The following is a 15,107-nucleotide window of genomic DNA, read 5'->3' on the forward strand; positions in this document are numbered from 1 at the left end:
CCAACACGCACGGCAGCTTCGCTGCCAGGGTGGTTCTACCGCCAAATACTCAGAAAGAGTTATGACCCCGCACGAACACAACGCACAGTCCCAAGGCTCCTCCCCCGCAGAAACTCAGCAGGATACCGGGAAGAACAAACCTTCCAATACCGGCAGCACGCAGCAATGCACACCGGACTACATGAGTGCAGCAACCGGGGCGATCCCTATCGTCAGCCCCGGAGCGGATGCCATCGCATCCGCAACTATTGAGGATGAGAGCGGCAGGCGCATCCAGCTCACGAAGGCTGACGAAGCTGAAGGTGCACCGTCTGAAACCCCCGCAAAAACTCGTATTCCTACCGGGTTGAAGGTACTCATTGCCGCATCTTTTATGATCGCGCTCGGGTACGGACTCGTAGCACCTGTACTCCCCAGTTTTGCGCGTAGCTTTAACGTGGGAGTAGCGGCAACAACGATTGTGGTCTCGGCATTGGCAGCCATGCGGTTAATCTTCGCACCGGGGGCGGGCAAGCTCATCTCACGGTTTGGTGAGCGCCCTATCTACACCTGCGGCATGGTTATTGTGGCGGTTTCGTCCTTCGTAAATGCCGCTGCCTGGGATTACTGGGTGCTGCTCGCTTCGCGCGCATTCGCGGGTATCGGTTCGGTCATGTTCACGGTTTCTGCGATGGGTCTTCTGGTGCGTTTAGCACCTTCGCATATGCGCGGGCGGGTTTCGGGATACTACGCTACCGCATTCCTGCTCGGGAACATTATGGGGCCGGTCGTCGGCGGTGCACTCAGCGGCTTGGGGATGCGCCTGCCATTTGCCCTCTACGGCTGCTCTCTGCTGGTAGCTGGGGCTATCGTCTGGTTCATGATGCCTCCTGCCGATCAGATTGATGCCGAACGTGAGGCATATAGTCTTCCCACCCAGCATGATACTGGCTCCAAAGCTTCCCCCGATACTAACGATGCTTCTGCAACCGATGTACCGGCTTCGGGCAAGGAATCACCCCGGCAGAAACCCCCTATGCCAGCCACGATGACCGTTCGGCAAGCACTCAAATTTACGAACTATCGATCGGCGCTTTTCACGAACTTTACGATCGGCTGGGCTGTTTTAGGCATACAGTCTTCTCTGATTCCTCTGCTCGCGGCGTATTTGGCGACGGGCGGCGATGCGTCTAGGGCACCGGAGGGAACCGTCCTTGCCTCTACGGTGATGGCGGTCGGTTCGTTAGCAAATGCTCTTACCCAAACCGTTTCGGGGCGTCTATCAGACAACTTGGGGCGGCGCATCATGATTTTTATCGGTTTGCTTATCGCCGGAACCGCCATTTCGACTATTGGTATTTCTTCGGCGCTTTGGATGCTTGTGGCTCTCATCGTGGGTATGGGTGCTGGTGCCGCACTGATCACGCCCTCGCTGCAAGCCTCTGTTGCCGATGTGATCGGTAGCAAACGCGATGGAGCACCCGTGCTTGCAACTTTCCAAATGCATAGTGATTTCGGCATGATTCTGGGCCCGCTTCTCGCCGGTACTGTTGCCGATACGTGGGGCTTCACACCTGCATTCATGCTCTGCGGAGGTTTACTCCTGGCAGCTTCACTCACCTGGCTACCGTTCCGCACTCCACACTGGCCCCGCGAACTGGCGGATGAGAACTATACCGGAAGGTAGGGGAACATTCACAAAATACTGTGGGCTAAGAACATCTTCGAGCATTCTTAGCCCACAGTATTTTATTTTGCGCTTAGAAAACGTTAGAGCAGCTCGCGCAGCTCATCCATATTTTGTGAGATTACAGTCGAAACACCGTTGCGCATCGAAACGCCGTAAAGGGTTTGTGCAATCTGCATCGTACGTTTTTGGTGGGTTACCACGATGAGCTGCGAGCGCTCCCCTAGTTCTTGCAGTACTGTGAGGACTCGCCCTAGGTTGCGGTCGTCAAGGGCTGCTTCTACCTCATCAAGGGCATAAAACGGTGAGGGGCTTGCCATAAAGATGGCGATTAACAACGCCAGGGATGCGAGCGATCGTTCCCCTCCGGAAAGAAGCGAGAGACGTTTGACTTTTTTGCCAGCCGGACGGGCATAAATATCTACGCCTGAGTTAAGAATATCGTCAGGGTCGGAGAGTTCCAGGCGTCCCTCGCCTCCGGGGAAAAGTATGCCGAAGATACGTTCATAATGCTCGTTTACGGTGTTGAATGCCTGCGTGAAAACTTCGGCAATGTGGGTGGTGACTTCGTCCATGACGGTCATGACATCGCCGCGAGATTTTTTGAGGTCAGCGATTTGTTCTCGCAGGTAGGTGTGTCGTTCGCTAAGCGCTTCGTATTCTTCGAGGGCGAGGGGGTTGATTTTGCCGAGCTTTTCGAGTTCGCGTTCGGTGGCAGCAAGCCGTGTTTGAATGGTCTCGGTGGGTACGTAATCTTCGGCGTTTTCGTCTGGGTTGGGGTGTGTCTGCAGAATTTCGTCGAGAGGCAGCTGGGTCAGAAGCCGTGAGCGTTCTGCCAGAGTTTCACGACGGATTTCGAGGCGTGCGAGTTCGGTTTCGGCGCGCGAGATGAGGGCGAGGGCTGCTTGATGGGCCGTCGCAAGGTCTTGTTCTTCGGTATAAGTTTCGGCGCGTTGCTCTGCGGTTTCACCCATGCTGCGCGCGATTTCGTCAAGACGATTTTTCCAGGTTTCTGCTTCAGCAGCTAGAGCATCAGCTAGCGCGTGAGCTTGACGCTGTTGTGAACGTGCTGCGGTAGCTAGGCGATGCGCTTGCTCGCGCGCTGCCTGCGCCGCGGTGAGAGCACGTTCTGCACGGCTATAAACCTCCCGGGTGCGTTCCATTGAGGCTTCTGCAGCATGCATTTCGGCGACTCGTTGTGCAGCTTCGGCCTGGATGCGGGCATGGTGCTGTTCTGCCTCATGCAGTGTTTTGCGTGCCTGCGCGAGAGAGCCTTCGAGATCGACGGGATTATCCGGGGTACTGTCGGCTTCGGCCTCTGCACTCCCCATGATGCTATGCGTTATACGAGCTTCTTCATGGGCGGTCAGCTCGTCGCGTGTCTGTTGGTATGCGCTCTGAAGTTCCTGTGCTTCATCTGCGGCATGGTGCAGTTTTTCGGCGGCGCGCGCAATCTCTGCGTGCAGACTTTCGGATCGGCTTAGGATGCGCGCATGTTCAGCCTCGGCGCGGGCGCGGGCGGCACGGGATTCGCCTAGAAGTTTGGCGATTCCGCGTTCTGTCTCGAGTGCAGCGGTGAGAGCGCGTTCGGCGGCCGTAAGTTTTTTCTTGGCACGGTTGAGTTTTGCTAGAGCTTTTTCGGCGTCGTCACGGGAGGTCTGCGCGGCGGCGGCAAGTTCGAGGGCACTCTGTTCGTGTGCCGGGTGCAGAACACTGTAGGCGGTGTATTCGATTCCCTGCCTGTCGTAAACACGGTAAGCGCCGGCGGTAAGTGCTAAGGCAGCTGCGGGCGCATCCTGCACAAAGTAAACTCCGTGCAGGCGGGCGTAGAGTGCCGCGTTAAGAGCTGTGCGGGCAGATTTATCGAGTAAATTCTCTGCCGAGTCTGTGACAGGAGTAATGACTGTAAGCGCCGCTACGGCATCTGGCACATCTGAAAGATCCAGAGTTTTTTCCGCTAATTCTTCTGTCTTTCGAGATGGCTTCTTAGTCTTCGCTGTCTTCTTCCCAACATCAGAGATAAGACGAGAAATATGGGTGTCTTGCGGGGCGTTAATTGCCGCCGATGCAAAGGCAGCCAGTGCGGCAGAAGCGGCGCGCTCCCAGCCTTTCTCGATGGTAAGGACCTCGAAAACACGCACAAGCTGATCAAGATGTACTTCCGAGAGATTGCCAGCTATATCTAGGCTTTGCCCAAGGGCTTCTCGCAGAGTTGCGGCACGTTCATGGGCACCAGCATATGTTTGGGAGGCCTCTAATACCTGGGCACTGGCCTTTTCACGGGTTTCTTCGGCTTTAGTTCGTGCACTAGCGGCAGCGGTGAGATCCCGCTGGTGAGTTTCTTCTTCCGCTGCAGCTGTCTGCAGGGCAACCTCCGAGTGTGCCACGGTCTCGACCAAACGAGTAAATTCAGCATTCAAGTCTTCGTGTTCAGCACGGCGGGTCTCTTCCATGGCACAAGCGCGTTCATAGGTGGCGCGTGCCACGGCGGTAGCTTCAGCAAGTTCGGCACGGCGTTTTCTAGCGCGGTCACGCTCAGCCTCGTGTTGAGCACGGGTGTTTTCCAATGTGGCGAGAGCACTTGTAAGTTCCTGTACTCGACGTTCAGATTCCTGAGCCTCCGTCTGCGCTTTTTCGTGCTCAACAGCCGCGCTGTCACGATTTTTTTCATCCTCTGCAAGGCGTTGTGCACAGCGCTCAACTTCCTGCCGATAGTCTTCAAGAGCAGGAGCGTTTTCTTCCGCTTGGGCACGCTCAGCCGCTACCGCAATTACCGCGTTAACCCGTGCCACAAGCTCGCGGATGCGCGCTAGATGAGCGTTCGCCTCCGTTTGCTCGCGGCGGGTTGATTCAAGATTCTCGTCGAGGGTTTTTCGCCGCGTCCGTATTTTTTCGCGGCTTTCATCGAGTTCATGCGCCTGCTCACTCGTATCGCTAAGTCGCCGGGTCTGTTCCTGTACTTGGGCGTTGAGCGCATGGGTTTCTCGGGTGATTAGTATGCCGTGCAGTTCGCGGATGCGCGCTTGCAGTTCGCGCGCGGTTGCCGCAGACTCTGCTTGATCCCCAAGCGGTTCCAACTGGTTGCTGAGCTCGGCAGCCAAGTCGTTCAAGCGGGTCAGATTAGCACTCATGGCCTCAAGTTTGCGGGCGGTTTTATCCTGGCGGCGGCGGTATTTTAGGATTCCGGCGGCCTCTTCCATAATTTCGCGGCGTTCGGCGGCAGAGGCGTGCAAAATTTTATCGAGCTGACCCTGTCCGATAAGCACGTGCATCTCACGCCCCATTCCAGCTTCCGCGAGAATATCATGCACATCGGACAGACGAGCAGGCGACCCATTAATCTCATATTCGCTGCCACCGGCACGGAACATAGTGCGTGAGATCTCGACAGCGTCGGCGGGTATCGACAGCGCACCATCTGTATTATCTAGGCGCAAAACAACTTGGGCACGCCCTAATTGGGATTTTCCGCCGTTTTCGGCTCCACCCGTACCAGAACCCGCAAAAATAACATCCTGCATGGAACCGCCACGCAGAGTTTTCGCCCCCTGCTCCCCCATAACCCAGGCGAGCGCATCCATAATATTTGATTTTCCTGAGCCGTTAGGACCTACCACAGCGTTAATGCCGGGGGTGAATTCAAATGTGGTGGCCGATGCGAAAGACTTGAAGCCGCGTAGGGTGAGCGAAGTCAGGTGCACGGATTGCCTTTCATTGGGTGGAAACCGCGCCGGGATTTTAGCAGGCGCAGAGTAGTTCTATTGTACTCAGATGCATCATCAGCGTTCCGGGTGTGAAACGAGCTCATCCAGATTTTAAGGATGCACAACGGACGTTGCCCGGCTTTAGGAAAGTTTGCATCCTGATCTGCCGGGAAGCGTCGGCTTCCAGTTGAAGGTCTTAAGCGATAGGTGAACGAATATTCCGTATCTCGAAGCCGCCAAGGGCTGCACAATAACTTTACGCCTTGATATTCTAGGGATGTCTGCCATGCGGCGCACGGAGTCATGAATGCGGAATTTCGGACTTTAGGGCGCGGGTACGGTAGATTTAACTAAGTCGACGATGCGGGGAGCGCACCAGCGCCTCCGCTATTTCTTCGTTGTGCCCATCATAGACGTACCTCCCTGTAAAGGTCATACAGATTGTCCGAACACACTGCAGCCGCGACTTCTGACGCAGATAATCCCGGCGTAAATTCTGATATCCGGCATCGTAACGCTGCTTTACTTTCTATCGCGCATGAACTTCCTCCCCGTGTAGTTACAAGCTCATATTTTGACGAACAATTGTCCAACACTTATAAGCGTCTGAAGATGCCTAAGGGGTTACTGGAGCGTCTGGCGGGGATTAGCGAACGTCGTGGCTGGGCTGAGGGCCAAACTTTTGAAGATGGTGCCGTTGCTGCAGCAGAGAAAGCGCTTCAAGCTGCGAAGGTTGACCGGGATCAAGTGGGGCTGCTTATTAATGCTTCTGTAACCCGCGACAATTTTGAACCCGCAGTATCTGTGGGTATTCATGACCGCCTTAATCTGCCTCGTCACGCCCTAAACTTCGATATTACGAACGCCTGCCTAGGGTTTGTAAACGCTATGACTGTGGCATCTACGATGATCGATTCCGGTGCCGTTGACTACGCTCTCGTTGTTGCCGGTGAAGATCCTTCCCCGTGGCATCGTACCGCCCTGCGGATTTTGAGCCAGCCTCATACATCTCGTGAGGATGTGCTCGCCCAGTTTGCTACCCTCACCCTCGGCTCGGGCGCGGCGGCGGCGGTACTCGGTAAGGCAGATGCGCATCCCGAAGGGCACCGCATCATCGGTTCGGTATCGCGTGCGGGAACTGAGCATCGTAATCTGTGTATTGGCGGTGAAGCTGATCAGGGCATGAATACTGATGCCGCTGGTCTTCTTGAGCATGGTCTGCAGCTGGTAGCTCAGGCTTGGGAACAAGCTCATGAGGACGGCTGGAAGTGGACCGATATGGATTCCTATGTAACTCACCAGATTTCTAATGCTCACACCAACGCTATTATCGAAGCCGTGGGCATTAAACGCGACCGTATTCCGCTGACTTTCCCCGTTTGGGGTAACGTAGCGGCAGCGGCACTGCCCATGACTCTTGCGGAATGCGCCCCCACCTATAAAAAAGGTGACCGTATTCTATGCATGGGTGTGGGTTCCGGTTTGAATACTGCGCTCATGGAAATCGACTGGTAATGTGAATTAGTATCGTCTCATCGCGTGGGAGCCTCGGCAGGTGCGGGGCTCCTCACTGTATCGGTACATAGCCCCACGCCAAGGTACTCTGAATATCACCGGCGACGAGCCGTCGCAACAGCAAGGACAGTATATGCGCCACCTTAACTTCCCGAAGACCCAACCACCATATAACCCACACGAGTGGACGGGCGTTGATCCTCGCTACTCGCACATGCTTGAGGTACCTACCACCGCCCCGATTGAGCTGCGGGCCGCCCAAGCGCAGGCACGACGGTGGCATTACCTCGACAATACTCCAGCGCTTCAGGAACATGGGCTTGACCCTATCGGCACGATCCTGTGCGTACACGGCAACCCCACCTGGTCGTATTTGTGGCGTACCGTACTCGATGCCGGCGTGAACAGTACAGCACCGTGGCGTGTTATCGCTGTCGACCAGCTCGATATGGGGTACTCCGAACGCACTCACCTCGACCTGGAGGACGAACGGCGCTCGCTTGAAGACCGCATAGCAGACTTGAGCGATTTTACCCGCGAACTCGGGCTGGATAAAACCGATAAACCGGTGGTGACCCTCGCCCATGACTGGGGCGGTTTAGTCTCGCTGGGCTGGGCGCTTGAACACCAAAATATTCTTTCGGGCGTCATGCTCACGAACACAGCCGTATATCACAATGGTGTTGAGCGCATCCCGGCGGCGCTGCGCCTAGCTTTGGGGGTTCACGAGCTGGGTACACGAGACTCTACAACTTTTCTAGACGTTACTCTGGGGCTGGCGCAGAACCAGGGCCGGGTGCCCTCCGAAGGTGAGCCAGGCTCTTCGGAACAGGCTCTAGCTGGGCCACAGGAATCCCAACCGCGTGCACTTTACCCCAGCAAACTTCACGAGGGGATTCGCCGCACCTACCGGGCGCCTTATGCGCATCCGGCGTGGCGCGAGGGTATCCGCAATTTTGTGGGCGATATTCCCACCGGAACCGATATACCCTCATACGCTCATATGGTGCGCATCGCGGAAGGTGTTCGGGATTTGAAGGTTCCCGCATTCTTCCAGTGGGGTACTAAAGACCCGGTTTTTCAGCGGCGCTACCTCTTCGATCTGATGGATCGTTTTCCCCAGGCCAAGGTACACCGCTATGAAAAGGCGTCGCACCTAGTTGCCGAAGATGAAGATATTGCCGCCCCTATCTTTGCTTGGCTGGGGCAGAACTTCGGCACGCTCGTTGAGGGTTATCTAGAGAAACCGGTCAACGCAGAGGCGCAGCATCGTGAGGCTCGGCGAGCTTTGGACGAACGTATTCGGAATCTGAAAACTTCCGAAGAAGCAGCACACGAAGAATTCCGCCCGATGATAGCAGCGTTGAACGAACGCGCGCAGGACACCTCACTCGCAATTGTAGATATGGACTCCGCAGGCGATGGTACCCAGGTTGCAGCACAGCTTACGTGGCAACAGCTCGCAATGCATGTAGATGCGGCGGCGGCACGCCTGCACGCCCTAGGGGTACGTCCCGGTGACCGTGTGAATCTGATGGTGCCACCTGGGTCACGCCTGACAACGCTTATTTATGCGTGCCTTAAACTGGGCGCGGTTATTGTGGTGGCGGATACCGGTTTGGGGCTTACGGGCCTTACGCGCGCACTCAAGGGCGCCAACCCGCAATTTATCGTGGGCATTCCCGCCGCTCTCGCCGCCGCACGATCCCTGTTATGGCCCGGGCACCGCATTTCCGTAGAACCGCTCGGTAAATTCCAGGATCGGGTGCTCGGTGTAGAAGGTTCTGTCTTTGAGTCCGCTCACAAACATTCGGCGCGTTCTAAAACATCCGAAAACACACTCAGCGCCCCTATTGCCACTCCTGCGGTTATCGAGTTCCCCGACCCCGATCCGGATGCGGATGCCGCTGTCCTGTACACTTCCGGCTCAACCGGCCCCGCAAAGGGTGTTGTGTACACCCAGCGCCAGCTGGCGGGTATGCGCGATGCCATCGTCAACACCTACGGGTTCAAGTCCGGGTCAGGTCTGGTGGCTGGATTCGCACCCTTCGCGCTTCTAGGTCCGGCACTGGGCGCTACGAGTGTTACCCCGAAGATGGATGTGACCAAGCCCAAGACGCTCACCGCAACCGCGTTAGCCTCCGCGACCGAGGCGATTGGCGCATCCACCGTCTTCGCCTCCCCTGCGGCACTCGTGAACGTGGTGGCAAGCGCCTCCGAACTCACCGATTCGCAGCGCACAGCCCTAGCGGAGGTCACCACTGTGCTGTCGGCTGGGGCGCCTATTCCTGTTCCTCTGCTTGACGAACTCTCGAAGCTGATGCCTCATGCCTCGCTGCACACCCCTTATGGTATGACCGAGGGACTGCCGGTTACCGATGTATCTTTGGATATGATTCGCCAGGCACTAGCTGAGGGAACCCCGAATGCCGAGGGCGATATTCTTGATCCTTTTGCACGAGATGGGGTATGTGTAGGGTACGCGGTATATGGTGCGGCGGTGGCGATCGCTCCTTTGCAGGAGGATGGAACCGTGGCTTCGGAGATGACTCACGAACCGGGTGTGACCGGTGAGATTTTGGTATCGGCTCCCCATGTTAAAGACCGTTACGATACTCTGTGGGTGACTGAAGAACAATCGATTTCGACCCCCGGCTGGCATCACACCGGCGATGTGGGGCATCTGGATGCCGCCGGTCGTCTCTGGGTTGAGGGGCGCTTAGCGCATGTTCTTTTGACTGCCCAAGGTGTGCTGACCCCGGTTGCCGCCGAGCAGTCCGCTGAGACCTTGGATGCGGTACGCCGTGCCGCACTGGTCTCGGTCGGTCCTGCAGGTACCGCCGCACCCGTGCTCGTCATTGAGGCCGCCGACCGCAAGCTTAAGCAGGGGCAGGCACCCTTCGAGCTGAGCCGACAGATCCGCGAGCGCGTTCAGGACGATACGGGTATCGAGCTGGCGGTTGTGTTGGTTATCAAGGAGCATCCGACCGATATTCGCCATAACTCGAAGATTGATAGGCCTGCCCTTGGCGAGTGGGCTTCAAAGGTACTTGCGGGTGCTTAGTTCTTAAGATAGCGGAGAGAGGACGCAGAGAATCTGCCTGATACTGTTCTCCCGTTGTGTGTTCGCATGTAGATTCTTGAAGATCAGGAGAAACCTGAATTTTGGAGGCTTTTATGGCTACCCCGGCTCCTTTAGCGGCTCGGTATACCGACCCTGCGCCGCGGTCTTTGCGTCCTGTCGATGAATCGTATTTTGCTGCCCGTAGCGGCGAACGTGTGCTTATTACCGGTGCAAGCGGTATGCTCGGTCGTGAAACCGCCATCGCGCTGTTGCGTGCTGGGTATGATGTGCGCGTATTCCAGCGCAGTGATGCGGGTATTGCAGCGCTGCTGCCAGATACGATACGCCCTCGTTTCGATCAGGTTCGCGGTTCTCTTAATAATGCTGAGGTTATTGAGCAGGCTCTTGTGGGAGTGGACGGCATTGTGCATGCCGCTGCGAAAGTCTCGGTTTCGGGCGATTGGGAGGATTATGAGCGTACCAATATTGTGGGCACGCAGGCTCTTCTGGATGCCGCTATAGAGCGTTCGATTCCTAAGTTTTTGTATGTATCTTCTCCTTCGGTTGCTCATGCCGGAACGGCTCTCATCGGCGAGGGGAACGGGGTGGCATCCCCCGAGCATGCTCGCGGAAACTATGCTCGTTCCAAGGCGACGGCAGAGCTTGCGGTTTTGGCGGCGAACGGCACGAAGCTCGCCTCGGGATCTACCTTGCGCGTGGGGGCGTTACGCCCGCATCTGATTTGGGGACCGGGCGATACTCAGTTGGTGGAGCGCATCCTAGATAGGGCTCAGTCCGGGCGGCTGCCCCTGCTTTCCGGGGGCACAGGTCTGATCGATACGCTCTATATTGATAACGCGGCGGATGCGCTGGTACGTGGTTACGAGCGCCTAGAGTCAATAGCCGGGCGCGCGCTGGTGGTCACAAATGGTCAGCCCCGCACGATTGCTGAGCTGATGAGTGGTTTCTGCACGGCGGTTGGGGTTCCTGCGCCGCGTTTCTCGGTTCCCGCACCGACGGCGGCTTTTGTGGGGCGTTTGATCGAAAAGGTGTGGGGGCGTCTGCCGAAGTCGGTAACAGCCGGGGATGAACCTCCCATGACCGAATTTTTGGCGGAGCAGCTTTCAACGGCGCACTGGTTCGATCAGAGGCTCACCCGCGAACTTTTACAGTGGGAGCCCACCGTTACGATCGACGAGGGGTACCGTCGTCTGGGTCTTTTCTACGGGGATAAATATTCACGTTCCTCTTCAGCAGTGTAGGAAAAACGTTAGCTGATTTTTAGCCCGCGCGGGGTGCGTTGGCAGTGCGGGCAGCGGTATGAGGAACGGTTCATAAATGGTTCACGCACAATAATGCTGGTGCGCCCAGCCTCTAAGCACCGGCGGCAGGGTTCGCCGGCACGGCCGTAAGCGTTCAAGGACCTATCAAAATAACCGGACTGCCCATTGACGTTCACATAGAGCGCATCGAAACTGGTCCCGCCTGCGTGTAGCGCTTCGGTCAGTACCTGGTGTACGGCGGCGAATAGCTCCCGGGTTTGGGCGGCACTGAGAGATTTTGCGGGTTTTGCGTAGTGTATTCTGGCACGCCAGAGCGCCTCATCCGCATAAATATTCCCGATCCCAGATACCACGGACTGGTCCAGAAGCAGGCGTTTAATGCCGCTGGAGGTACGCAGCATGATGCGGCGAATCTTTGCCACATCAAAGTATGGATCTACCGGGTCACGCCCAATATGCTCAACAGCTTCAGGAACCAAGAGCTCCTCTGGTATTTCCTCCGCACCAGCGAGCGAGGCGCCCGCAGGAATGCCGGGAACTACTTCCGAAAGGAACATTCCACCGAAAATACGCTGGTCGACAAACCTTAATTCGATGGTTTTACCAATATCACCATTGGCGGGTTCGAGTTCAAGTACGATTTTGAGGTGCTTCTCAGCGGGGAATTCTGGAGTCTTCACGAGCAGCTGCCCGCTCATCCCCAGATGAATAACAAGCGCGTACGGCAGTAACATGTCATCGCTGTCGCCACGCTTCGGGAAAGGTTCGTCTTCGGGTGCAGAGAGCGTGAGCCACATATACTTACCGCGCCTATATGCCCCGCGAATACGGGTTCCTTCTAAACGCATCGTAAAATCCGCAGAACCCCCGATATGGCGGCGAATAGAGCGTTCATCGAGAATGCGTACCCGCTCGATTACACAACCGACAGCATGATGATGCACACCCTCACGCACAGTCTCAACCTCGGGTAGCTCCGGCATCTCTCCCCTTCACAGCGTCATGAACTCGCCACTCGGCGCAAGAGCTAGTTTCTCCCACCGGGCGGCGCAAACTTATTTTTAGACTAGTATGCGATACGCAGCTTCTGCGGCGAGACGCTCTGCTTCCTTCTTGCTGGGTCCGCTTCCGGTACCCGCGGTCTGCTTTGCCACGATAGCGCGGGCAGTATACACGCGAGCATGGTCGGGGCCTTCTGCTTCGATCTCGTAGGTTACATCTCCCCAAGACCGCGAGGTTACCAGCGTCTGCAGATCGGTTTTCCAGTCGCGTCCAGAATTGAGAATTTGCTCGTCTTCTAACATGGGCGCAATCAACCTCAGAACGAGCTCACGGGCGGCTTCCCGCCCCAAGCTGATGTACGTTGCTCCAAAGATAGCTTCCATGGTGTCGGCAAGAATCGAATCTTTATCGGCACCTCCCGTAAGCCTTTCCCCCTTACCTAGACGGATATGCTTACCCAACTCTAGTTTACGGGCGGCTATTGCCAAAGCGGGAGCCGAAACCACCACATGGTGCAGTTTCACGAGCTCACCTTCGGGAAGTTCGGGGTGGCGGCGGTACACCTCCTCTGCAATGGCGAGAGAAAGTACAGAATCACCCAGGAACTCTAGGCGTTCATTATGCTCTACCCCGGGGTTTTCAAAGGCGTAGGAACGGTGTGTGAGAGACAGCAAAAACGTCTCGGCGTCAATATCGACACCGAGACGTTCAAGCAACTCCCCAGCTTCGCTAGGAATGTTAGTCATCAGGAATACTCGCGTGATTAAGCGTCGGCGACCTTACGGCCCTTGTATTCCAGGAACAGGGCATTGCCTGCAGCGTCGGTTACAACCTTTGCCTGGTGAGGCAGGCTGTAAGTCACGCGACCGTTTTCAACAGTCTTAACCAGCGGCGGAACAGATGCCTTCCACTGGGAACGACGCGCGCGGGTGTTAGCGCGGGACATCTTGCGCTTGGGAACAGCCACAGCTATCTCTCATTCTCTCGTAACAACAATTTAGTTTTCGGTATCCTCGCTCAGCAAGCCCTGTAGGGCTGACCAGCGCGGATCCAACACCTCGTGATGATGCCCGGGGTCTTCCTCCAGGCGCGCTCCGCATTCAGAGCACAGTCCCTGGCAGGTTTCCCGGCAGACGGGCTGGAACGGCAGTTGAAGGATTACTGCATCCCGCAGCACCGGTTCAAGGTCAATAGATTCACCTTCAACGGCATACTGCTCATCGTCTTCGTCTTCGGGGCCGCCAGAGGGGGCCTTCTCGAAAACAAAAAGCTCTTGTATGTTGGTCGACATTTCGTAATCAATCGGATCCAAACATAGGCTACACTCGCCGTGTACATCCACTACGGTTGTGCCGCTTACCAGGATACCATCTACTACCGACTCCAGCCGAATGTTCAGGTCCATGTCGGTGCCTTCTTGTACACCAATCAGGGCATTACCCATCTCAGCGGGTGCCTGTACAACCTCGTCGAGGGTTTCCATAGATCCGGGACGGTGCACCAGATTTTTGACTGACACCACCAAATCAGAGGAGTTTTGAGGTGAAATGGCATATCTCCTTATACAAAATGCTTAAACCAAAGAGATATTCTATCCGCTCAACCGCCGTTAATCAAGGTTCGGGCGGCAAACTATGACATTCGACGCATCAAAATTCACATAAAATACGCGCAAAACCCAGGAAAAACGCCCTAGATCGTGGGAGAATCGCGCATAAAACTACGCAATCGTGTTATCGGCCCGATACCTGTGAGTGCTTAGCGACGAGCGCATCCGAAACCACACGCGGCACATAAACCGAAACGTCGCCGCCTAAGGATGCAACCTCACGGATAATCGTCGAAGAAACCCCGCCGAAACGGTCTTCCCCCGCCAAGAACGCTGTCTCCAAGTTTGCCAAATGACGGTTCATACTCGCCATTGGAGCCTCATACTCGTAATCCGCCCCCGAGCGGAGGCCCTTAACAAGCACCTGCGCCCCGTGTTCCTGAGCCCACTGTGCCAAAAGTACCCCAGGCGGAATAACCTCAACCTTCACGGTGGTAATACCGCGCTCTGCTAGGGAACACTCTACTAGGTTCACGCGCTCCGACAGAGAAAAAAGGTATTTTTTAGAGGAGTTATGCGCGACCCCCACGAGCACCTCATCAAAGAGCGTAGCGGCACGAGCAATAATCTCCAGGTGTCCATGGTGAATCGGGTCAAACGATCCGGGGCAGATAGCTAACATGAAGCATTCTCGCTTTCGGCGGGTTCAGAACCAGTATCCGTATATGATTCATCTGGTTCAAGATAGTACAGCACCGTCTCGCCATATTTCTTCATTGCAAACCGGTGCAGCTGAGAGTTCCACGCAGGTTCCGCATCGCGTGAGGAACGCTCCACGACCACGATGGCACCCTCCGCTAAATTCGGGGCGATGACACGCAAAATATCAAGAACCTGCTCTTGTATAAACGCATATGGAGGGTCAAGAAATACAAGATCCCAGGGGCCGCTATGGACCGCTACATAGCTTTGCGCGCTCCCTTGAGTCACTCGGGTAATACCGGTTGCAATTTTCGACGTTGCCGCAACATTTCGGCGGGTTATCTCACATGCCTTTGGGTACTTCTCCACGAACTCGACGGATGCGGCGCCCCGCGAGAGCGCTTCGCATCCGAGGGCACCCGACCCGGCATAAGCATCAAGAACACGCGCTCCCTGCACAACATCATAGCTCTCCAGTTTCGAGAAAAGTGATTCCTTCACCCGGTCGGTCGTGGGACGAGTGTTCTCCCCCGGCACCGAGGCAAGGCGTAGACCGCCAGCGGTTCCGGCAATAATACGGCTCATACGTTCCTCACGTCTGTTCGTCGATAGTTTCTAGTGG

At 56.1% G+C, this 15,107-nt stretch carries 10 protein-coding genes and 1 pseudogene; 4 read left to right on the top strand and 7 right to left on the bottom strand.

The genetic code is table 11. From position 1 onward, the window contains the following. Positions 1 to 61: 61 nt before the first annotated feature. Positions 62 to 1,666, top strand: coding sequence for an MFS transporter (locus HMPREF2756_RS09660; RefSeq protein ID WP_246825911.1), 1,605 nt, complete (start codon positions 62 to 64; stop codon positions 1,664 to 1,666). 83 nt (positions 1,667 to 1,749) lie between these two features. Here HMPREF2756_RS09660 and smc read toward each other — a convergent pair whose 3' ends face one another. Beyond that, positions 1,750 to 5,367 (bottom strand): chromosome segregation protein SMC, encoded by a 3,618-nt coding sequence (smc, locus tag HMPREF2756_RS09665; RefSeq protein WP_070620687.1) that lies wholly within the window; start codon positions 5,365 to 5,367, stop codon positions 1,750 to 1,752. A gap of 444 nt (positions 5,368 to 5,811) precedes the next feature. On the opposite strand from smc, the gene HMPREF2756_RS09670 reads away from it, so the two are divergent. The 3 genes from HMPREF2756_RS09670 to HMPREF2756_RS09680 all read left to right on the top strand — a co-directional run bounded on the left by HMPREF2756_RS09670 (position 5,812) and on the right by HMPREF2756_RS09680 (position 11,211). Further along, complete coding sequence (locus tag HMPREF2756_RS09670) at positions 5,812 to 6,885, top strand: 3-oxoacyl-ACP synthase III (protein ID WP_070620691.1); 1,074 nt, start codon at positions 5,812 to 5,814, stop codon at positions 6,883 to 6,885. Between the two features lie 133 nt (positions 6,886 to 7,018). After that, positions 7,019 to 9,949: an alpha/beta fold hydrolase gene (locus HMPREF2756_RS09675; protein WP_070620694.1), complete on the top strand. Its 2,931-nt coding sequence runs from the start codon at positions 7,019 to 7,021 to the stop codon at positions 9,947 to 9,949. 113 nt (positions 9,950 to 10,062) lie between these two features. Next, positions 10,063 to 11,211, top strand: a complete 1,149-nt coding sequence (locus HMPREF2756_RS09680) for an NAD-dependent epimerase/dehydratase family protein (protein WP_070620697.1) — start codon at positions 10,063 to 10,065, stop codon at positions 11,209 to 11,211. An 8-nt stretch (positions 11,212 to 11,219) separates the two neighbouring features. On the opposite strand, the gene mutM is transcribed toward HMPREF2756_RS09680, so the two are convergent. From mutM to rsmD, 6 genes and pseudogenes are all read right to left on the bottom strand, one after another. Continuing rightward, positions 11,220 to 12,215 (bottom strand): bifunctional DNA-formamidopyrimidine glycosylase/DNA-(apurinic or apyrimidinic site) lyase, encoded by a 996-nt coding sequence (gene mutM, locus HMPREF2756_RS09685; RefSeq protein WP_070620700.1) that lies wholly within the window; start codon positions 12,213 to 12,215, stop codon positions 11,220 to 11,222. Positions 12,216 to 12,293: 78 nt separating this feature from the next. Then, positions 12,294 to 12,980: a ribonuclease III gene (rnc, locus tag HMPREF2756_RS09690; RefSeq protein WP_004004884.1), complete on the bottom strand. Its 687-nt coding sequence runs from the start codon at positions 12,978 to 12,980 to the stop codon at positions 12,294 to 12,296. 17 nt (positions 12,981 to 12,997) lie between these two features. After that, positions 12,998 to 13,201, bottom strand: a complete 204-nt coding sequence (gene rpmF / locus HMPREF2756_RS09695) for a 50S ribosomal protein L32 (protein WP_004004885.1) — start codon at positions 13,199 to 13,201, stop codon at positions 12,998 to 13,000. 30 nt (positions 13,202 to 13,231) lie between these two features. Continuing rightward, on the bottom strand, positions 13,232 to 13,759 hold the full coding sequence (locus HMPREF2756_RS09700; RefSeq protein WP_180950114.1) for a YceD family protein: 528 nt from the start codon (positions 13,757 to 13,759) through the stop codon (positions 13,232 to 13,234). 208 nt (positions 13,760 to 13,967) lie between these two features. Next, on the bottom strand, positions 13,968 to 14,465 hold the full coding sequence (coaD, locus tag HMPREF2756_RS09705; protein ID WP_070620704.1) for a pantetheine-phosphate adenylyltransferase: 498 nt from the start codon (positions 14,463 to 14,465) through the stop codon (positions 13,968 to 13,970). After that, positions 14,459 to 15,076 (bottom strand): annotated as a pseudogene (gene rsmD, locus HMPREF2756_RS09710) (16S rRNA (guanine(966)-N(2))-methyltransferase RsmD); the annotation flags it as partial. The pseudogene rsmD and the gene coaD, both read right to left, overlap by 7 nt. Between the last annotated feature and the right edge of the window lie 31 nt (positions 15,077 to 15,107).

This window comes from Rothia sp. HMSC067H10 (genome assembly GCF_001810635.1).
Lineage (GTDB): Bacteria > Actinomycetota > Actinomycetes > Actinomycetales > Micrococcaceae > Rothia > Rothia dentocariosa.

What these genes read in the sequence shown, in the direction of transcription:
- HMPREF2756_RS09675 (WP_070620694.1), top strand. Translation starts at nt 7,019, where the DNA reads ATGCGCCACCTTAACTTCCCGAAGACCCAACCACCATATAACCCACAC.
- rnc (WP_004004884.1), bottom strand. Translation starts at nt 12,980, where the DNA reads ATGACTAACATTCCTAGCGAAGCTGGGGAGTTGCTTGAACGTCTCGGT.
- mutM (WP_070620700.1), bottom strand. Translation starts at nt 12,215, where the DNA reads ATGCCGGAGCTACCCGAGGTTGAGACTGTGCGTGAGGGTGTGCATCAT.
- HMPREF2756_RS09680 (WP_070620697.1), top strand. Translation starts at nt 10,063, where the DNA reads ATGGCTACCCCGGCTCCTTTAGCGGCTCGGTATACCGACCCTGCGCCG.
- coaD (WP_070620704.1), bottom strand. Translation starts at nt 14,465, where the DNA reads ATGTTAGCTATCTGCCCCGGATCGTTTGACCCGATTCACCATGGACAC.
- HMPREF2756_RS09660 (WP_246825911.1), top strand. Translation starts at nt 62, where the DNA reads ATGACCCCGCACGAACACAACGCACAGTCCCAAGGCTCCTCCCCCGCA.